Origin of the sequence: Pseudomonas sp. Y39-6, assembly GCF_023651955.1 — a bacterium.
In the GTDB taxonomy this organism is placed as follows: Bacteria; Pseudomonadota; Gammaproteobacteria; order Pseudomonadales; family Pseudomonadaceae; genus Aquipseudomonas; species Aquipseudomonas veronii.
The window spans coordinates 2,335,306-2,353,812 of the sequence record NZ_CP069594.1 but is presented as its reverse complement, the minus strand read 5'-3'; the positions used below and the strand labels follow the sequence as shown (position 1 = coordinate 2,353,812).

General features: G+C 62.0%; 18 protein-coding genes. 6 read left to right on the top strand and 12 right to left on the bottom strand.

Annotated features, from left to right (window positions below):
• Positions 1–15: 15 nt before the first annotated feature.
• The 5 genes from JN756_RS10795 to JN756_RS10775 form a co-directional block, all read right to left on the bottom strand.
• Positions 16–1,011 carry an ABC transporter substrate-binding protein gene (locus JN756_RS10795; protein WP_046384072.1) on the bottom strand — a complete coding sequence of 332 codons (996 nt, stop codon included), beginning with the start codon at positions 1,009–1,011 and terminating at the stop codon, positions 16–18.
• A 36-nt stretch (positions 1,012–1,047) separates the two neighbouring features.
• On the bottom strand, positions 1,048–1,815 hold the full coding sequence (locus tag JN756_RS10790) for an ABC transporter permease (protein WP_046384073.1): 768 nt from the start codon (positions 1,813–1,815) through the stop codon (positions 1,048–1,050).
• On the bottom strand, positions 1,812–2,660 hold the full coding sequence (locus JN756_RS10785; protein WP_108525689.1) for an ABC transporter ATP-binding protein: 849 nt from the start codon (positions 2,658–2,660) through the stop codon (positions 1,812–1,814). The genes JN756_RS10790 and JN756_RS10785 overlap by 4 nt, the downstream gene beginning before the upstream one ends.
• A 179-nt stretch (positions 2,661–2,839) precedes the next feature.
• Complete coding sequence (locus tag JN756_RS10780; protein ID WP_046384074.1) at positions 2,840–4,927, bottom strand: acetate--CoA ligase family protein; 2,088 nt, start codon at positions 4,925–4,927, stop codon at positions 2,840–2,842.
• Positions 4,928–4,929: 2 nt separating this feature from the next.
• Positions 4,930–5,739 carry an enoyl-CoA hydratase/isomerase family protein gene (locus JN756_RS10775; RefSeq protein WP_177030025.1) on the bottom strand — a complete coding sequence of 270 codons (810 nt, stop codon included), beginning with the start codon at positions 5,737–5,739 and terminating at the stop codon, positions 4,930–4,932.
• A gap of 119 nt (positions 5,740–5,858) precedes the next feature.
• Here JN756_RS10775 and JN756_RS10770 point away from each other — a divergent pair, with 119 nt between their 5' ends.
• A complete protein-coding gene (locus JN756_RS10770) occupies positions 5,859–6,650 on the top strand; it encodes an IclR family transcriptional regulator (protein ID WP_046384076.1) in 792 nt (263 codons plus the stop codon).
• Positions 6,651–6,676: 26 nt separating this feature from the next.
• On the opposite strand, the gene JN756_RS10765 is transcribed toward JN756_RS10770, so the two are convergent.
• From JN756_RS10765 to JN756_RS10750, 4 genes are read right to left on the bottom strand one after another with little or no spacing between them, the layout of a single operon-like run.
• Entirely contained in the window at positions 6,677–7,525 is an 849-nt protein-coding gene (locus tag JN756_RS10765; protein WP_128192038.1) for an alpha/beta fold hydrolase, read from the bottom strand.
• Positions 7,526–7,559: 34 nt separating this feature from the next.
• A complete protein-coding gene (locus tag JN756_RS10760) occupies positions 7,560–8,852 on the bottom strand; it encodes an NAD(P)/FAD-dependent oxidoreductase (protein ID WP_126588488.1) in 1,293 nt (430 codons plus the stop codon).
• A gap of 57 nt (positions 8,853–8,909) precedes the next feature.
• Positions 8,910–9,332, bottom strand: a complete 423-nt coding sequence (locus JN756_RS10755; RefSeq protein WP_017846980.1) for a RidA family protein — start codon at positions 9,330–9,332, stop codon at positions 8,910–8,912.
• Positions 9,333–9,363: 31 nt separating this feature from the next.
• Positions 9,364–10,503, bottom strand: coding sequence for an ornithine cyclodeaminase family protein (locus tag JN756_RS10750; protein ID WP_026140023.1), 1,140 nt, complete (start codon positions 10,501–10,503; stop codon positions 9,364–9,366).
• Between the two features lie 185 nt (positions 10,504–10,688).
• On the opposite strand from JN756_RS10750, the gene JN756_RS10745 reads away from it, so the two are divergent.
• The 5 genes from JN756_RS10745 (at position 10,689) to JN756_RS10725 (ending at position 15,098) form a co-directional block, all read left to right on the top strand.
• Positions 10,689–11,516: an AraC family transcriptional regulator gene (locus JN756_RS10745; protein ID WP_026140022.1), complete on the top strand. Its 828-nt coding sequence runs from the start codon at positions 10,689–10,691 to the stop codon at positions 11,514–11,516.
• A gap of 189 nt (positions 11,517–11,705) precedes the next feature.
• On the top strand, positions 11,706–12,434 hold the full coding sequence (locus tag JN756_RS10740; RefSeq protein WP_046384079.1) for a response regulator: 729 nt from the start codon (positions 11,706–11,708) through the stop codon (positions 12,432–12,434).
• The gene (locus JN756_RS10735) at positions 12,431–13,534 is read left to right on the top strand and encodes an ATP-binding protein (RefSeq protein WP_046384080.1); all 1,104 of its coding nucleotides are present in this window, start codon (positions 12,431–12,433) and stop codon (positions 13,532–13,534) included. Before JN756_RS10740 ends, JN756_RS10735 begins: the two co-directional genes overlap by 4 nt.
• Before the next feature lie 293 nt (positions 13,535–13,827).
• Positions 13,828–14,190: a hypothetical protein gene (locus JN756_RS10730; protein WP_046384081.1), complete on the top strand. Its 363-nt coding sequence runs from the start codon at positions 13,828–13,830 to the stop codon at positions 14,188–14,190.
• On the top strand, positions 14,178–15,098 hold the full coding sequence (locus JN756_RS10725) for an ABC transporter six-transmembrane domain-containing protein (protein ID WP_046384082.1): 921 nt from the start codon (positions 14,178–14,180) through the stop codon (positions 15,096–15,098). Before JN756_RS10730 ends, JN756_RS10725 begins: the two co-directional genes overlap by 13 nt.
• A gap of 7 nt (positions 15,099–15,105) precedes the next feature.
• On the opposite strand, the gene JN756_RS10720 is transcribed toward JN756_RS10725, so the two are convergent.
• The 3 genes from JN756_RS10720 to JN756_RS10710 all read right to left on the bottom strand — a co-directional run bounded on the left by JN756_RS10720 (position 15,106) and on the right by JN756_RS10710 (position 18,507).
• Positions 15,106–16,047, bottom strand: coding sequence for a helix-turn-helix domain-containing protein (locus JN756_RS10720; protein WP_046384083.1), 942 nt, complete (start codon positions 16,045–16,047; stop codon positions 15,106–15,108).
• A 76-nt stretch (positions 16,048–16,123) separates the two neighbouring features.
• On the bottom strand, positions 16,124–16,903 hold the full coding sequence (locus JN756_RS10715) for a 2-keto-4-pentenoate hydratase (protein WP_201022092.1): 780 nt from the start codon (positions 16,901–16,903) through the stop codon (positions 16,124–16,126).
• Entirely contained in the window at positions 16,900–18,507 is a 1,608-nt protein-coding gene (locus JN756_RS10710) for a bifunctional 3-(3-hydroxy-phenyl)propionate/3-hydroxycinnamic acid hydroxylase (RefSeq protein ID WP_057004880.1), read from the bottom strand. Before JN756_RS10710 ends, JN756_RS10715 begins: the two co-directional genes overlap by 4 nt.

Genomic DNA, 18,507 nt, shown 5'->3' with positions numbered 1-18,507 from the left:
AGGTGAGAGGGGGTGTCAGTGCATCGCGGTCATGTAGTCGCCGGCCTTGCCGGGAATCGATTGACCTTGGACTTTGCCGAGAAACGCAATCGCCCGGGCGACGTCTTCCTCGCTCAGATAAGGCGTTTGAGGAAATGAGTGTTTGTTGGAGGCCCAGGCCGCCGCGTACACGTTATCCGGCGTGCCTTCAAAGCGCGCGCGCACCAGTTTCATGGCCTGCTCAGGGTGCTCGTTGATCAGCGTCGTCGCTTGCGCCAGCGCGTCCAGGAATGTCTTCACCGTCTGCGGGTTTTCATCGGCCCATTGCTTGCGCGCACTCAAGGCGATGGAGGGATAACCATCAAGCTCCTTGACCTGCCCTTCGGCCATATCCAACAGGGTGAAACCTTTGTGTTCGATAATGGCGCTGTCCGAGGTCGGAGAGGACAGTGCGAACCCGTCGATACGTTCCTGGGCGAATGCCGTCAGAATGGCGCTGGCACTGTTCAGGTATAACAACGTGAAGTCCTTTTCTGCCGAAAGGCCGCCTTTTTCACCGAGAAACCGCACCAGGAAATCAGCACTGCCGCCCGCGCCGCTGACCGCAATCTTCAAGCCCTTCATCGCTTTCAGCCGCTGCTCCATCGGCGTTTGCGCGGTCAGGCCCAGTTGGTCGGCTTTCTTCTGGCTGATCACCACGTTGCTTGCGTACTGCCCCACCAGCCGGCCCAGCAGGGTCAAGTCGGCGCCCTTCAATTTCGCGTTGATCGAGTTCTGGATCGCACAGGAACAGAACTCGACGGTTCGACTGGCCAGGCCCGAGGTCGCGGCACCGCCGCCCTTGAACTTGACGAGTTCGACATTCATCCCCTGCTTCTTGAAATAGCCGCCATCCACCGCCACGAACAGCGGCATATGCACGAACCCATCGGTGCCCAGGGCAACTTTTATATCCTGCGCATAAGCGCCAGTGGCGCCAGCCAGCAACGAAGCGACAAGGCCCGCCTTTGCGATCAGTTTTTTAATAGACATGCGTACACCTGTATTTTCTTGTGAGTTATGAACAGGTCAAACCGAAGCTTCACGATCACCCAGATCTTTTTTCCATGGCATCAGGCGTGTCTCGACCATACGCACGATCGCTTGCAGCAGCAGCGCCAGAGCGATGATGGCGACCAACGCGGCGAACACCCCAGCGGTGTCCAACTGCCCCGCGGCATCTTGCAGCAGATAGCCGAGCCCGCGATTGGACGCCATGATTTCGCCGACGATGGCCCCGATCAGCGCGTAAGGCACCGAGAGCTTGAGCCCGGTGAATACCCATTGGATGGCCGAAGGGAACACCACCTTGGTGATCAAGTGATGCTCGCGTGCGCCCATCAAGCGCAGGATCTCCAGCTGCTCGCGGTCGACCGCTCGCACGCCGCTGTAGGTGTTGAGGAAGACAAGGAAGAACACGATGGTGGCGGTCAGGATGATCTTCATCTCGATCCCGATGCCGAACCACATGATGAACAGCGGGGCCAGGGCCACTTTCGGCAAGCTATAGATCGACACGAGGATCGGATCGAGCAGCTTGGCCAGCAATTCGTTACGGCCCAACAGCAAGCCCACCCCGATCCCGACCGTCGCCCCGAGCACGAAGCCGGCAAGGGTTTCCACCACCGTGATCCCACCATGGGAAAACAGCCTTCCGCTGATCACCAGCTCGTAGAACTTGCCGGCGATTTCACTGGGAGAACTGACGAAAAAGGGATCGATCAACGGCCCCGATGACAGCTCCCACGTGGCGAACAGTGTGATGAAGATCGCCAGACGTCCAAGGAATATATTCATGCTCGGTTACCCTCCGCTGCATCGTTCAAAGACGGGGTCATGAAGTCCCACAAGTCGCCGCAAAGCTGGTGGTACCTGGGGTCCTTGCGCAGTTGGAGAATGTTGCGCTCCTCGCCCAGCGGGATCGGCACGTCCTTGACAATGGTGCCGGGCCGGCCGGCGAAGATCAGGCAGCGATCCCCCAGGGCGACGGCTTCATCCAAGTCGTGAGTCACGAAGATCACGGTCTTGTTCAAGCGCCGGCTGAGCCGAATCAGCTCGGTCTGCATACGCATGCGCAGTTGCGCATCCAATGCCGCGAAAGGCTCGTCCATCAGCAGCGTTTCCGGGTCATAGGCGAGCAGGCGGGCCAGCGCCGCACGTTTGCGCATGCCGCCGGACAGTTGGCTGGGGTAGGATTTTTCGAAGCCTTCAAGACCGACCAGTTTGATCAGTTCCTGAATTCGCTCGCGCCGTTGCACCTTGGGCATGCCTTGGATTTCCAGGGGCACGGCAATGTTGCCGACCACATCGCGCCAGGGCAGCAAGTGGTCGCTCTGGGTCATGTAGCCGGTACGGCCATTGACCCCGCATACGGCTTTGCCGTTGTAGACCACCTGCCCTTCGGTGGGCGCGAACAGCCCCGCGACCATGTTCAGCAGTGTGGATTTACCACACCCCGATGGCCCGACCACGGTGACCACTTCACCCTTCTCGATCGACAGGTTGATGCTGTGGGATGCCTGTTTGGCCACGCCCTTGACCGTGAAGGATTTGGAAACACCGATAAATTGGATCAGCGCCGACGCGCGCTCATCCCGTTCCGCGCCAGCTGGCGTGGTGATGGCTTTTAATGCGACAGGCATGATGGGCTCCTTCTCTGAAAATGCAGGTTGCCCAGAGGGAGCCGTTGGTTCGATGTGCAGTTGAGTACGTTCATAGCGACCTACTTGTTTTTATGAGTCGTTGATGAAGCTGTCTTGATTATGAAACCGGGGCTGTGAGGGTCAATCCACCTATTCCACAGAGTGGAACAGGTGCTGCCTCACGCCAGCAGTGCCAGGCCATCCACCGCCCTGACACCCTGCCCTTGCGCGAACACGCGCAAGGGGTTGATTTCGGCTTCGTGGAGCTTGGTGCCCAAGGTCGTTGCCATATCGGCGAAGGCCATGATGCAGTCGACAAGCGCACCGATATCCGCCTTGGGGGCGCCGCGATAGCCGTCGAGCAGGGCAAAGGTTTTCAGTTCTCTGAGCATTGCCTGCGCGTCGTTGCGGCTGATCGGCAGCAGCCTCATGCTGGTGTCCCGCAGCAGTTCGGCGCTGACACCGCCCATCCCCAGTAGCAACGCAGGCCCCAGTTGCGGGTCTCGATGGAAGCCCAGGATCAGCTCGTGGCCGCCGCTGACCATCTCCTGAACCAGAAAGCGCTCGGGGACAAAACCCACCTTGTCCGCAACCACGCCGCGCATGTGTTCCAGCGCCTGGCCAATGGTGTGTTCGGTAAGACCGAGCGCGACGCCGCCCACTTCGGTTTTGTGGGGAATGCGCTCGGAGAGCACCTTCAGCACAACCTTGGGGCCGAGCGCACGAGCGGCGTCTATTGCCTGGCTCGTATGCTCAACCGCCCGTTCGCGGGTGACCGGCACGCCAAAGCGGCTGAACAGCGCCTTGCTGTGCCGTTCATCCAGGGTGCCGCTCGGCAATTGCTCAACTTCCGTCGCGGTCATGGCTTGATTGCGCGCTTGCGTCGGCGCCGCGCACGGCTCGACAGCGCTGTGGCCTTTCAAGGCCAGCAACGCACTGGCACACGCCTCAGGCGCGGTAAAGGCGATGCCTTGGTTGCTGTTGATGCGCAGCAAGGCTTGCGGTGCATAAGGACTGACATAGGCGAGGACCGGCTTGCAGCTGTCGCGCTGACTGTCGCGGATTGCATCCGCCATCAATGTCGGGCGGGCGACGCCGGACGACCCCACCACGCTGATGACCGCGTCGTAGTCCGTGCTTTCCAGCAGGATGCACATGGCCTGCTGCATGATATGCGGCTGCAGGCCGGCCAGCGTCAGGTCGATGGGGTTGCGATCCAGCACGGCCTGGTCGCCGATGTCGAGATCGCGCAAACGCGCGGCGGTGGCGTCGCCCGGCGGTGGGGTGTCGAACCCGCTGGCGCCCAGGGCATCTGCGATCAGCGTGCCGGCGCCGCCTGTGGAGGTCAGAATCGCCACACGATTGCCCGCCATCGTGCGCCGGCTGGCCAGTGCGAAAGGCAGGTCGAGCAAGTCGGCAAAGGTCTGGGCGCGAACAATGCCCAATTGTTTGAAGTAGACATCGTAGAGCGCGTCGGCACCGGCCAGGGCGCCGGTGTGGGACGCCGCCGAGCGGGCACCGGCCTCGGAACGTCCGACCTTGAAGACGACGATGGGTTTGCCGGCAGCGCGCGCCTTGAGCGCGGCACGGCTGAACTTGGCCGTGTCGCGAAGCCCTTCCAGATACAGGGCGATAACGTCGGTTGCCGCGTCATCCACCAGGTAATCGACGAAATCGGCGACGTCCAGATCGACCTCGTTGCTGGTTGCCACCAGCTTTGAAAAGCCGATGCCGGCAGCTGCGCCACGGGACAGGATAGAGCCGAGAATCCCGCCACTTTGCGAAATCACCGCGATATTGCCGGCCCGCAACGCCTCCTGATCAAGTGCGCCGCTGGCGGACAGGGTGATGCCTTGAGTGAGGTTGATCAGGCCGATGGTGTTCGGCCCCAGCACGCGCATGTTGCCTCGCGCGGCTTGCAAGGCTTGCTGGCGCGCGATGCCCTCCTCGCCGGCTTCGCCATAACCACCGGCAAGCACGATGGCCGCCGGCGTGCCCATGGCCGCCAATTCGGCCACGGCCTGGTTGGCGCGTTCGGGGCCGAGCAGGATGATGGCGGCGTCCGGCACTTCCGGCAATGCGGCGATGTTGGGATAGCACGTCAACCCATCGATCTCGGCGTAGCGTGGATTGACCGGGTACAAGCGGCCGGCGAAGCCATGTTTACGCAAGAACGCGATGGGCCTGCCGGAGGTTTTTTGCGCGTCCCCGGAGGCGCCGATCACGGCGACACTGCGCGGGTTCATCAGGCGGGAAATGCTGTCCATGCTCACCCCCTCTTCGCCTTGGCCGCCAGAAAAGCGGCGACCGATGCCTGGTGCTCGGCGGAGGTGTAGCAGATGCCCTGGGCCTGGCTGCCCATCGCCAATACCTGGGCCTGGGTGAGTTCGAAGCTGTTGTTCAGGATGGATTTGCTCAAGGCCAGCGCAGTGGCCGAGCCGGCGGATAACTCAAGGGCCCAGCGCCGGGCCTCCACAAGCAGGTCGTCATGCTCCACCAGCCGGTCCACCAGGCCGATCGCCAAACCTTCTTCAGGCTGCACGGTGCGCCCGGTATAGATCAGCTCCTTGGCCTTGGGCAGCCCGACGCGACGCGGCAGCAGATACAAGCCACCGCCGTCGGGAATCAGGCCCCGTGCGATGTAGCTCATCGCATAACTGGCTTGCCGCGAGGACACCACGAAATCGCAGCTCAACGCCAGGTCGCACCCCAGGCCCGTGGCGGCGCCGTTGACCGCGGCGAGCGTCGGCTTGGGCAGGTTGAGCAACAGGGACACCGCATGATGCACGCGCTGCTGGCGCTTCCAACCGTTGTAGGCCACCTCGCCCGCCGGCGCACTCATGCGCTTTTCCATGCCTTTGATGTCGCCTCCGGCGCAGAAACCCTTGCCGGTGCCGGTGATGATGAGTGCGCGAATCGCGCGGTTCGCGGCGACCTCCTCCAGCAGCTCGATCATCTGGCTGCGCATCTCGTCGCTGATCGCATTACGCGCCTCGGGGCGGTTGAGCGTGAGCACGGCGATACCGTCGTCATCAACGGTCATGTGGATCGGCGAAGTAACACTTTGCAACATCGTCATGGGGAATCTCTCTCTTGTTGTTGGCATGGCAGCGGCCCAAACTGAAAGGCCTTGCGCTGATCCGAGTCTATGGAGCTCCCCATGATTAACAATCCGCCAATTCCACTGGGTGGAACACGATGAGAGAGGATGACGGCCTGGACAGACCCGGTGCGGGCAAGGCGCCCCTCAACCGCTCGCTTGAGCGGGGCCTCGAGATTCTGCGGGCCTTTCGCGCGGGCACCGAGTACCTGGGGAATGGCGATATCAGCGAGCGCACGGGTTTGTCCAAGTCGACCATCAGTCGCTTGACCCAGACGCTGATTCACAGCGGGATGCTGGTGTACGACGGCCAGCGCAGCGCCTATCGCCTCGCGCCCGCCACGCTTTGCTTGGGCAACGCCATGTACAACAGCAGTTCACTGATTCAGCGCGCTGCGCCACTGATGCGCGAGGCGGCTCATGCACTCCGGGTGAATGTCGGGTTGGCCGCCGCCGACCGCGATGAAATGATTTACCTGGAGTCGATCCGCCTGAGTCGCAAGAACACGCCACGCACCGTACAAACCGGGCAACGGGTACCCATGGAGTTCACCTCGCTGGGACGCGCTTACCTGGCGACGATTCCAACGCAGAAACAGCAAGCGCTGCTGGCGCTGTTCAAGGCCAGGCGCTGCGACGCCAGATGGGAGGGGTTGGCGGCCGAGATCGCCGAGGCCGATGAAAGCATCCGCCTTCGCGGGTATTGCGCGGCGTCCTGGCAGGCCGAGGTGGTGGCTATTTCGACTCCACTCGGCATACGCAATTATCAGGACCACATTTTGAATATCAGCGTGTCGACCCCGCAGCCGATCGAAGCGGTGGTCGCGCAGTATGCCGCGCCGTTGCTGGCGCTGGCGGACAAGATCCGCGCCAGTCTCGATGCGGCGTAAACGTCAGTGCCGGCGCGCGCTTGCCTTCATGGGCTGGGAGTCGTGAGGCTGGCGAGAAAGTCAGCGACCAGCCGGTTGAACGTCTCGCCCTGATCGTCGTGGACATAGTGACTGGCGTGCGCGACTTCCACCGTCTGCACCTGCCGATTGCTGTCACGCATCGCCTGCAGCGTCGCGGTGGGCAGGAAGTCCGAACGCCCGCCACGAATGAACAGCGTCGGGCAGTCCAAGGCCCGCACCGCCGGCCACAGGTCGGTCGGCTCGATGCTCAGGCGCGCCTCGGCGATGCCTTGCTGATCGTGCCGCCAGCTGATCAGCCCTTCGTGCGCTTTCATCGAATGCGCCAGCCTGGAAGCGAGGCCCTGCTCTGACAAACCCGGGCGCGACGCCTGCCAGAAAGCGCGGGCGCTCGCCCAGCTGTCGAAGTGCAACGGCGTCTGGCTCATTTCACGGCGAATACGCGCCGCGCCGTCGCCCTGGCTCGAAGAGCCGGGACCGATGTCTTCGATGATCAGCCCGTGCAAACGCCCTGGGTTTTGCCGTGCATATTCAAGGGCATTGGCGCCACCCAGCGAATGCCCCAGCAACACGAAGCGTTGCAAACCGAGGTGGGCGACGAAGTCCTCCACATCCTCCACATAAGATTGCGTGTGGTAGCTGCTCGGCGTGGCCCAATCGCTCAACCCGCGACCGCGCTGGTCCAGGGCGTAAACGCAGTAACCGGAGCCCAACGCCTGCACCAGCGACTCCCAGGTCTGCGCATAGGCCCGCAAGCCGTGCAGCAGAACCAGAGGCACGCCGCTCGGCTCGCCCCATTGCAGAAAATGCAGGCGCAAGCCTGTGCGATTAGTAAAAAAACAGCTGGCAGGCGACATCGTTGTGCTCCATAAAGGCTGGGCTTGGGCCGGCTTAGAAACGATCGAAACGATACGGGCTCGGATCGATGATCGGGGTATCCCCGCTGACGATATCCGCCGCCAGATGGCCGGCCGCCGGCGAGGTACCGAAACCGTGCCCCGAGAAACCGGTGGCGACGGTCAACCCGGGAATTTGCGCGACCGGCCCAATCACCGGGTTCGAGTCCGGCGTCACGTCGATGGTGCCCGCCCAGGCCTGGGCGATCCGCGCCTGCTCGAATACCGGCCAGGCGGCCTTGAGGTTGTTCATCGCATCGTTGTTGAGCCGCGGGTTGGCGGCCGGGTCCTGCACCCGTACCCGTTCGAACGGGCTGACACTGTCGGCCGACCAACGCCGGGCCAGCGCCAGGTCGTTAAAGAAATACTTGCCCAGCGACACGTTCAACACGCTGCGCTGCGCGCGAAACTGCGGCATGTATTGCTTGGCGAGCAACAGGTGATCGAGGGTCAGGTAGGCGTCCAATTTGCCGCGTTGGGTAATGATGAAACCGCCGTCCTTATGCTTGCGAAAGGAAAAGTCCGGTGCGCCCACGGCGATTTCCGTAGGCCCGTCCATCGGATGTGTGCGCAGCACCGAACAGGTCAAGGCCAAGGTCGGCAACGCCACGCCGAGGTTGCCCAAAAAGCGCCGCGACCACATCCCCCCGGCCAGCAATACCTGATCGCAGCGAATCTCACCCTTTTCAGTGACCACCCCACTGACCTTCCCGGCGGACATCTGCAGTGTACGCACCGCACACTGCTCGATGATCACCACGCCCTTGGCCATGGCCGCCTTGGCGATCGCACTGCTGGCCAGGGTCGGCTCGGCCCGCGCATCGGATGGCGTAAAGATACCGCCGGCCCAGTCAGCCACGCCGCCCGGCACCCGTTGCGCGATCTCGCGCGGGCTCAGCAACCGCGAGTCGAGGGACAGATGTTCGACCGATTTCAGCCAGCTTTCATGCATCGCCATCTGCGCCTCGTTGCGGCCCAGGAACATGATGCCCTCTTGCCGATACCCGACGTCGGCGCCGACCCGCTCAGGCATCTGCGCCCACAAGCGATCTGCGGCGAGGGCCAAGGGGATATCGGCGGCGTGCCGGCTGGTCTTGCGTACCCAGCCGAGGTTGCGTGAGGACTGTTCGCCGGCGATACGGCCTTTTTCCAGCACCACCACCGCGATATTGCGTTCGGCCAATGTCAGCGCAGCCGTCAAGCCGATAATCCCGCCGCCAATGATGACGACGGACGTCGCGAAGGGGAACGTGGTTGACGTGTTCACGGGCGCTATAGTCGGGGCCATGATCAAGACTCTGTGAGCGATTGAGGTCGGCCGCGCAAGCGCACGGCCGCGTAGCGGTCATTGCGACAGGCGGATGACTTCGACCTGCGCCTTGGAGGCGTTGCGATAGGCCGTCACTTCCAGTTCCACCTTGTAGACCGTCGAGCCCAACGGCGGGCAGGTCACGGTACTGGCCGGATCGACACCGCGAAACTTCTCGCCGATCAGACCCATGACCGCCGGAACGTCCTTGGGGTCCTGGATGAACACCCGCGAGCACACCACATCGGCCAGGCTGGCGTCGACGGCGGCGAGGGCCGTTTCGATGTTGGCGAATACCTGATGCGTCTGTTCGAGGATGTCCTCGGGGATCAACTTGGTTTGAGGGTTGCGGCCTGCGGTATTGGAGACATAGATCCAGTTGTCCACCACCACCAGGCGTGAATAGCTGGCTTGGTCTTCAAACGGGGAACCGGTCTTGAGCTTGATGATTTTGGTCATGTCGTTGCCTCTTCAGATGGATAAGGGTGGCTTAGCGCAACGCGGGGGTTTCCCACAGATTCAGTTTCACGCCGATGCCTTTTGCGATGGCATTGCGATACACCACCGTGCCCCAGGCCACGTCTTCCACGGGCATGCCGCCCACCGACATGATGATGATCTCTTCGTCGTTCCGGCGGCCCTGGGCATCGCCGGCAACGATCTTGCCGATGTCTTCGAGCTCGTCGCGCTGCATCTTGCCTTCGGCGATCATGTCCATGAACCGCACACCGATCACCGGCACACAGTGGTGCGCGGGCTTGGGCAACTCTTCGAACCAGGCTTCATAGAGGCCGGTGTTATCCAGCACCTTGCGCACCTCGGAGCTCTCCATGCCTTCATCCAAGGAGCAGGACGCCGGCATCGCCATGAAGGCGCCCGGTTTGACCCACTCACGCTTAACGATTGGGTAGTTCGAGGGGTCGCCGACCTCACCGGAGCTACAATAAGTAACAAGGTCGGCGTCGCGGACCACATCTTCGAGGGTGTCGACGACTTTTATCGTGGTCACCTGTGGGTAGGTTTGCTTTACCCAGGCAATAAAATCGTTGAGGCTTTTCTCGCCGCGTCCCTTGATCTTCAAGGTATCGATCTGCGGGCACACCGCGATGAAAGCGGCCAGCGTGGTCTTGCCCATCACCCCCGGGCCCAGCAGGCCGACGACTTTGGCATCCTTGCGGGCCAGGTGGCGCGCGCCCACGCCGGGAATCGCGCCGGTGCGATACGCCGACAGCAGGTTGGCCGACATGTGCGCCAGCGGTGCGCCCGTGTCGGGGTCGTTGAGCGTGAACATCAGGATCGAGCGCGGCAGGCCTTTGTCGCGGTTGGCGATGTTGGAGCCGTACCACTTCACGCCGGCGGTGCAGAAGTTGCCGCCCAGGTAGGCCGGCATCGCCATCATGCGTCGGTCAGCGGTGGGTTTGGGCATGTTCGGGAATGGTGATTCCTTGGGGAAAATTACCATCGCGCCGTGGGAATCGTTGTTCGGGCCCGCCATGCGGTAGTCGCCGATATACAGCAGGCCGAACATCTCTTCCATGGTGTCGACACAGGCAAGCATGTCGGTGACGCCAGCGCGGATCATGTCCTGCTCGGACAGGTAGATGAAGTCTATTTTTGTAGTCGTGGACATAATTATTCTCGGGCTGAAGGTGATATCGCTGCGGTAGGCGCGGCTCCCACGCTGTCGAGTCCGAGTATCGGGCTGGGCTTATCGGCGGTATTGTAAATTTCGGACATCGGCGCTTGCCGCGGGCACCTGAGTTGGCGCGATAAATGCCTGAATATTCGCGCATATTGCCAATCGAAGGTTCCGTCATGGTCAACCTGTGTGCGCCGAGGCCGCGGCACCCAACCGCCTACGAACAGCCCTGGTTCGTACTCAACTCATCGCGGTATTCGGTGATGCCTTCCGAACACCCGGCGATCTCGCATTTCTATGCCTTCGATGTCGCCCAATCGACCGACGTGCTGGCGGTGCCGGATGGCTGCGTGGACATCGTTTTCGACTGCGATGCCACACGTCCCACCGTGCGGATCTGCGGCACACCGCTGGAGGCGCAGCGCGTCGAGCTGCACCAGCATCATCACTACTTTGGCGTGCGCTTTTCACCGGGGGTCATTCCAGGCTTCATCAATGTGCTGGCCGCGGACCTGACCGAACAGGAGCTGGATCTGCTCAAGGTCTCGGGGTTTGCCCAGCGCATGTTCGAGAACATCGTGCAAACCCCACGGCTGGAAGAGCAGATGAGGCTGTTCAATGACTACCTGGCCCCGCGCCTGATGGGCAGGACCTCGAAACTGACGGCGATGGTGATTCAACAGGCCCTGGTGCATCGCGGTGACCTGCGCATTCAGCAGCTTGAAGACCTCAGCGGCTACACCAGCCGCACCATCCATCGCCAGTTCAGCCAGGACACCGGCATGTCGCCGAAGATCTTTTGTCGCATCATTCGCTGCCAGGCGGCCCTGGAAACATTGAACACCCAGCACGATGTATCCTTCTCGGAACTGGCGCTGGACCTGGGCTTCTCCGATCAGTCACACTTCCTGCGCGACTTCAAGAAGCTGGTCAGTACGACGCCCTGTGACTACCAGCGCAAGATTGTGCAGAACGCCTACAGCGACCGCATCAGCTTCGCCTGAACGCGCCGCATCAGGCAGCGTTCACCCCCCTCCTCCGCGCGACGAAAAATAAACCTGCGTCTCCATCATTTCTCCATAAAACCTACGCTGAAAGTGCATGCTTGCCGTGCATCATCCAACCCGTTGCCAGAAAACCGCGCGCCGTTGCAGCATGGCCCGGTAGCACAGGGCACATCGACCGAGCAGAACATGACCGAATCACTCGTTGCATCAACCGCTAATCAGGCACTGATCCTGATCGCCGAAGACGAACCGGAAATCGCCGACATCCTCACGGCCTATCTCAAACGCGCCGGCTTTCAAACCGCGCATGCGCAGGATGGCCGTCGCGCACTCGAACTGCATCAAACGCTCAAGCCCGACCTGGTGCTGCTCGATGTACTGATGCCGAAACTGGATGGCTGGATGGTATTGGCGGAGGTTCGTCACCGCGGCAACACGCCGGTCATCATGCTGACCGCACAGGACCAGGACGTGGACAAACTCATGGGGCTGCGTATTGGCGCCGACGATTACATCGTCAAGCCGTTCAACCCGGCCGAGGTCGTCGCCAGAACCCAGGCGGTGCTGCGCCGCTGCATCGACAATGGCTATTTGACGGGGCGCAGCGTGCTGCGCGTGGACGCCTTCGAAATCGACATCGACAACCATGACGTGAGCGTCAGCATCGATGGGCAGAAACACCCATTGAACCTGACCGTGACCGAATTCAAGTTACTCGCGCAATTGGCAAAGGCGCCCCGGCGCGTGTTCAGCCGCGCCGAGTTGCTGGCCCTCTGCTCGCCCGAGAGCGACAGCCTGGAGCGCACGGTCGACAGCCATATCAGCAAATTGCGCAGGAAAATCGAGGACCTCGGACTGCAAGGCGTACCGGCCAGCATCCGCGGGGTCGGCTACCGGTTCGGGAGCCTGCCATGAAAGGCGCCAACAGCTTGAGTCGGCAGATTATCCTGTCGATGTCGGCCGTGGTCCTGTGTGTGATAACCCTGGCGATTGTCGGGACCTATGTCTTTTATGGGTTGCTGTGGTCGTTTGCTCCGCTGAGCGACGCGGAAATGGATGAGTGGCTGCCCAGCGGCATGGAGTGGGCCTGGATGAGCCTGATCACCTGCGTCAGCCTGGGCGTCGGCGTCGCAGCGGCGATCAAGTTGTCCCGGCGCATTCTGATGCCCTTGAACTCGGTGGCGGCCAGCCTGCGCAGGCTGGCCGATGGCGACCTGGATGCCCGCGCAGTGGCGCCGGATCAATCCTTGGGCGAAGCCGCCTTATTAGTGGATGACTTCAACAGCATGGCCAACCGATTGAAACGCATGGCCGAAGAACAGGCGTTCTGGAACGCAGCGATCGCCCATGAGTTGCGCACGCCGCTGACCATCTTGCGCGGCCGCCTGCAGGGGCTGGCCGAAGGTGTGTTCGAACCGGACACCGCGCAGTTCTACAGCCTGCTGACGCAAGTGGAAGGGTTGACGCGCCTGGTTGAAGACCTGCGCGTGGTCGGCCTGGGAGACAGCGGCTACCTCAAGCTCGAACCCGACTACGCCGACCTGGCCGCCGACCTGGAAGCCGAAGCACGGTTGTTCGAATCGAGCCTGCGCAGCGCCGGCTTCGTGCTGCACCTGGACCTGCTCAAAGGCCCGATACGCTGTGACCGCGCGCGGATTCGCCAGGCGTTGCTGGCGCTGCTGGACAACATCCGCCGGCATGCGACGCCGGGCAACGTCTGGGTGCAACTCGGCAGCCAACGCTCGCGCAACTTCCTGAGAGTCACGGATGAGGGGCCGGGGGTGGACGATGCGTTCGCGACGCATATTTTCGATGCGTTCCAGCGCGGCGAAAGTTCTCGCTCCCGTGCCCAGGGAGGCAGCGGGCTGGGCCTGGCCGTGGTGCGCGCGATTGCCATCGCCCATGGCGGCACGGTGAGCTGTCGGACATCGATTAATGGCGGCACCGTGTTTGAACTCAGTTGGCCAACAACAACGCAAAGCCTGGATACCTACACGGAGTCTACTGAGGTGTAACTGCATATAACGCCAAACCCGCTTGAATATTCAAACCGACAAAGGTGATGGCATGCGCCTCTCTATTTTTATAGTTAATAGAGCCACGAAATATCGCCACTTTGCCTTATTGAACTCACAAGGACGTTGTATCGCGTTCAAGAGCTGCGAAAGGATGCCAACTCAGGGCGAATGGGTCGAAGTCACAGCAATCAATCTTGCCTGGTTCAATCAAACCCTTCCAGGCCACGGGCGCCGGGACAATGAAGCAACACCTGGCAAATGACGTTCAATGTTTTACGCGGACAATTGTTATGCCGACTCTGCATTCCGCTCGCCCCCTTGTTGACTCCAAACAGCTGGAAGCGTCACTGACGCTCTACACACTCAAACTGCGAAAGTTGCAGCGCTTCTGGATTCCCCTGCAGAAGTACGCGCCGCATTGCGTATTGGCGTTGTGGTTGATTGGTGTGTGCGCGTCGTTGATCACACAGTCTTATTGTCACTGGCTGATTACAGCGCCGGCCATTTGCATATTGATCGCCCTGGAAATCGTTATCGAAGAAGTGCAGATCAATTTGTTATTGATGACCGAGGAGGCGCGCTATCTGCTCGGCGTCGCCCGCGGTATCTATCCTCCCATGATGCGCTCGACAGGTGGCCCATGCCGTCCGTAACCCCTAGGATTGTGCTCGAAGAAAGCAAAAAGCTCGGTCAGCAATCCGCCAGCCAGACCCTCAAGGCCATTGCCAGGGCCTACCCCGGCAAGCTGTTCGCGACCTTGTCGCTGGTGGCGCTGGAAAATGCACTGCTGCTCGCCTACCCGCTGTTTGCCGGGTTTGCCGTGGACTCAATCATCCGTGGCGATGCCGCCAGCGCATTGCTCTATGCCGGCGTGGTGCTGGGGTTCTGGGTGGTGGGGGCGGCGCGGCGCGCGCTGGATACGCGCACCTTTACGCGCATCTACGCCGATCTTGCGGTGCCGGTGATCCTCAATCAGCGCCTGGAACGCCAGAGCACGTCCAAGGCGGCGGCGCGGGTGGTGCTGGCGCGGGACTTTGTCGACTTTTTCGAGAAGCACGTGCCGATCATCGCCACCGCGCTGGTCTCGATCATTGGCGCGGCCGGCATGTTGCTGGTGATCGAGCCATGGGTTGGCGTGGCATGCCTGCTCGCGCTGCTGCTGTGCGTCACCGTGATGCCCGGCTTCGCCCGGCGTAACCAGCGCTTGCATGAGCGCTTGAACAATCGCCTGGAAAAGGAAATCGGCATGGTGGAAGCCGTCGGCGCGCATACCCTGCACCGTCATTATCACCTGCTGTCGCGACTGCGCATCCGCTTGTCGGACCGTGAGGCCATCGCCTTCCTGTTCATTGGCATCCTGGCGGCGCTGCTGTTTGTGGTTGCCATCACGCAACTGGCATTGTCGCCGGCCGTAAAAGCCGGGCATATCTATGCGGTGATGACTTACCTGTGGACTTTCGTCAGTTGCCTGGATGAAGCCCCCTCGATGATCGACCAACTGGCGCGGCTCAAGGACATCGGCAAGCGCGTGAACCCCGGGCTTGGCGAAGCGGCGGACTGATCGCGCATCAGCGCTCGGCCCTGCGCGTTTCCGAGGGCGACTCGCCAAACAATTCGCGGTAATGCGCCGCGAAGTGACTCAGGTGAAAAAAGCCCATGGCCACGGCGACCTCACCGACGTTTTTCTCGCTGGCCGCGGTCGCGATCAACCGCCGCCGGACCGCGTTGAGGCGCAGATTGCGCAGGTACTCGACCGGGCGCAGGCCGGTCACCGCCTGAAAACTGTTCTGCAGGGTCCTGCGGCTGACGCGCAATTGCTCGCACAGATCGAGGATGCTCAATGGAGTATCGCCGCTGGCAACGATCAACTCCTGGCAACGCCGGACCAGGTAGGCACTGACGGCGAAATTGCCGCGCCGGCAACGCACCTCGTCGCTGGCATGGGTGAACAGGTCCAGGAAGGTGCCGAGCAGCTCATCTTCCAGGATCTTTTCCGAAACGGCGCTGATCGCGTCGGTATGTTCCAAAAGGTGACGAAACAACGGGTGAATACGCTGGTGTATACGCAGCAGTAACGCCTCATCCACACGCAGCTGAGACACAGTGGTCAGGCGTTTAAGCTGCTCGCCGGATAATTCGAAAGCCGCCAGTTTGGCAAAGCGTACCGCGTCAACGTTGATCGCGAAAAAATGCGTGCCTTCCGGAGCATGCAATACGAACTCCTCCGAATCGCGCAGCAGCACCACGCTCTGCGCGTCCACTTGCTGCCCTTGCACCACCGGCGAGCTGCCCAATGACATGGCGGCGCACAACCGGCCTTTGGGCGAGGAACCATGCTGCACCACTCGCTTGTCCAGCACCTCCTGGAAAATCTGGAAGCGATCGCAGGACAACTGGCGCAGTTCACTGGTGAGACAGCCACGGCCCAGTTGGTCGTAGATCTGCTGCCAGCCCTGGATCGAGCCGGCGTGCTGTTGAGGATCATTGAAGGTTCGGACTTCAGCGAGCATATTCGTCGTTCCTCGGCGGCCTGTGTCTGGTCATTGGCCTGAAGGGGGCTCAGTCATCCCTGACGGCAGCTGGCATTCACACGGGCACAGTGTCCGCCTGGAAAACCAAAGCCAGTTCCGTGCCAAGCATCTGCAGACGATAGGTTCCCGGCTGTATATCGATCGGTGCCAGCAACGCGCCCGACAGCACCACCTGCCCAGCCTCGATACGGTGACCGTCCGCCAGGAGCCGGCGCACCAACCAGCACAGATTGAACAGCGGGTTGTCTTCCCGAGCCTGCGTATCGCCGCTGCCCAGGTGACCCCCTTCGTGCTCCAGACGATAGGGCACGCAGGCATGCTGTTGCGGCTCGAACGGCGACCTCGGCCCCACACAGTAAAGCCCCGCCGCCGCGTTATCGGCGAGGAAGGCGCCAAGCCCGAAACGCCAGCCTTGCCACCGGCAGTCGGCGATTTCGAACGCGGGCGCCACCTCGGCGATGGCCGTCAGAATGTCCTGGTCGCGGTAGTCCCCCGGCGCCAGCGCGTGCCCGAAGACGAACGCCAGTTCGACCTCCAGCTTGGGCTGGATCAGCCGCGCCAACGGCACCGCACTCCCCGGCTCAACCTGCATCGCATCCGTGAGGCCGCCGTACACCGGTTCGTCGAGAGCAAAGCGTGCTTGCGCGGCTCGGCCGGCGAAAGCGACCTTCCAGCCGCTCGGTTTCTCCCCGGCGGCCACGCATCGCTCCAGGGTCTGGCGCAACAGCGCGTAGCCTTGCTGCCGGTCCAGCGCCTGCGGTGCCAAAGGTGCAATGGCATGAGCGCTGAGCCTCGCTTGGCGCAGTTGGCCGAGTACATCGTCGGGCGTGCTCATGACAGTTGCTCCGCCAGCTTGCGCAATACACCGTCCAGCCGCTCTGGGGTGGTAATGGCCGCGACAAAGCGGTCCGGACGCACCACGACGATGCAGTCACGCACCTTGGAGAACCACTCGCCCAGCCGGTTATCCACGTCCTCCACACTGATCGCGTCCATCGCCGTCAGCGGTTGGTTGCGCCCCACGCCGCTGCGCGAACGGTTGACCTGGATAAAGCACGTGTTCCAACGCGCCCAATACGCGGCCATGTCCTCGCTCAGTGGCGCCCGGGGATTGGTGCGGTAACCCAGCACGGCATACGAGTTGCCCAGCATGTCGTCGAGGCGCCGACGTTGGCCCTGGGCATCTTCGATATAAGGCTGCACGAACAGTTGCCCGACCAGATCGTCTTCGCGCAGCTCGGCACGCTCGTGATAGACCAGGCCTTGGGTGATGGTGGCCTTGGGTTTGAACTTGAATTCCAAGAGGTGCGAGCGCAGGTTGTCGACACTGTTGACCGCCTGGAACAGCCAGTCGCGCACGCCAGCCATCAGCGGGTTGGTCAACCCCAGCACGGCGCCCATGTTGTCGGCCAGCGCCACCAGCTCGGTGGCGTGGCCGCGGCGTTCCTGGTCGTAGCTGGCGAGGATCGACGGCGCCGCGCGGCCCTGAATGATCGCCGCCAGTTTCCAGGCCACGTTGGCCACGTCGCGCAAGCCGGAATTGAGCCCCTGCCCGGCCCAGGGCGGCGAAATATGCGCCGCATCGCCGACCAGCGCGACCCGCCCCTGGACAAACCGCGCCGCAACACGGGAGTGGTGGGTGTAAGCGCGGATTCGGATGACGTTCAACTGATCCACGGCCGCGCCGATATGGCCGCGGATCAGTTCACGAATCGTCGCCTCGTCGCACATCTTCGCTTCGTCTTCGCCCTCCAGCAGCATGAACTCCCAGCGCCGCTGCTGATAAGGCAGGTAGATGCACACGAAGGGCCGTTGCGGATCGGCATGCAGGGCGGTGTACGGCGCATCCAGGGTGTCGTTGGCCGTATCGACCACCACCCATTTGCGCGGATGCGTGAGCCCGAGCAGTTCGACGCCCAACTGTTTGCGCACGGTGGAACGCCCGCCGTCGGCGCCAATCACATAGTCGGCCTGCAATTGGTAGAGCTCGCCGTGGGCATCGCGCACCTGCAAGGTCACGCCCTGCTCGTCCTGCTCCAGTTCGAGCAGTTCATGGCCCTGGCGCAATTGGACGCTGGCGTGCTGCACGAGATGTTCGCGCAGGGTGCCTTCGAGCAATTGCTGCATGAAGATGTTCCGCATCGGCCAACCGTACTGCGCGACGCTCGGCTTGACCTCGGCGAAACACACGCCACGCGCGTTGTAATAGCGCAGCGGTACATCGCAGATCATGTCACGTGCGGCCAGCTCGGCAATGCCGATCCCCTGCAGCACGCGCAGCGCTTCATCATCCATGCCAACTGCGCGGGGATAAGGCAGGATGCCGTCGGCCAGTTCAAGGACGACGCAGTCGATACCGTACATCCCCATATAGTGTGCGGCGGTGATCCCGTTCGGGCCGCCGCCGACAATGACCACCTGGGTTTTGTCCTGCTTCAT

Excerpts from the sequence above, each read along its gene's own strand:
- JN756_RS10760 (WP_126588488.1), bottom strand. The coding sequence starts at position 8,852 with ATGGCCCCGACTATAGCGCCCGTGAACACGTCAACCACGTTCCCCTTC.
- JN756_RS10730 (WP_046384081.1), top strand. The coding sequence starts at position 13,828 with ATGCCGACTCTGCATTCCGCTCGCCCCCTTGTTGACTCCAAACAGCTG.
- JN756_RS10780 (WP_046384074.1), bottom strand. The coding sequence starts at position 4,927 with ATGGACAGCATTTCCCGCCTGATGAACCCGCGCAGTGTCGCCGTGATC.
- JN756_RS10710 (WP_057004880.1), bottom strand. The coding sequence starts at position 18,507 with ATGAAGCAGGACAAAACCCAGGTGGTCATTGTCGGCGGCGGCCCGAAC.
- JN756_RS10725 (WP_046384082.1), top strand. The coding sequence starts at position 14,178 with ATGCCGTCCGTAACCCCTAGGATTGTGCTCGAAGAAAGCAAAAAGCTC.
- JN756_RS10750 (WP_026140023.1), bottom strand. The coding sequence starts at position 10,503 with ATGTCCACGACTACAAAAATAGACTTCATCTACCTGTCCGAGCAGGAC.
- JN756_RS10770 (WP_046384076.1), top strand. The coding sequence starts at position 5,859 with ATGAGAGAGGATGACGGCCTGGACAGACCCGGTGCGGGCAAGGCGCCC.
- JN756_RS10720 (WP_046384083.1), bottom strand. The coding sequence starts at position 16,047 with ATGCTCGCTGAAGTCCGAACCTTCAATGATCCTCAACAGCACGCCGGC.
- JN756_RS10745 (WP_026140022.1), top strand. The coding sequence starts at position 10,689 with ATGGTCAACCTGTGTGCGCCGAGGCCGCGGCACCCAACCGCCTACGAA.
- JN756_RS10785 (WP_108525689.1), bottom strand. The coding sequence starts at position 2,660 with ATGCCTGTCGCATTAAAAGCCATCACCACGCCAGCTGGCGCGGAACGG.
- JN756_RS10765 (WP_128192038.1), bottom strand. The coding sequence starts at position 7,525 with ATGTCGCCTGCCAGCTGTTTTTTTACTAATCGCACAGGCTTGCGCCTG.
- JN756_RS10735 (WP_046384080.1), top strand. The coding sequence starts at position 12,431 with ATGAAAGGCGCCAACAGCTTGAGTCGGCAGATTATCCTGTCGATGTCG.
- JN756_RS10715 (WP_201022092.1), bottom strand. The coding sequence starts at position 16,903 with ATGAGCACGCCCGACGATGTACTCGGCCAACTGCGCCAAGCGAGGCTC.
- JN756_RS10795 (WP_046384072.1), bottom strand. The coding sequence starts at position 1,011 with ATGTCTATTAAAAAACTGATCGCAAAGGCGGGCCTTGTCGCTTCGTTG.
- JN756_RS10740 (WP_046384079.1), top strand. The coding sequence starts at position 11,706 with ATGACCGAATCACTCGTTGCATCAACCGCTAATCAGGCACTGATCCTG.
- JN756_RS10790 (WP_046384073.1), bottom strand. The coding sequence starts at position 1,815 with ATGAATATATTCCTTGGACGTCTGGCGATCTTCATCACACTGTTCGCC.
- JN756_RS10755 (WP_017846980.1), bottom strand. The coding sequence starts at position 9,332 with ATGACCAAAATCATCAAGCTCAAGACCGGTTCCCCGTTTGAAGACCAA.
- JN756_RS10775 (WP_177030025.1), bottom strand. The coding sequence starts at position 5,739 with ATGACGATGTTGCAAAGTGTTACTTCGCCGATCCACATGACCGTTGAT.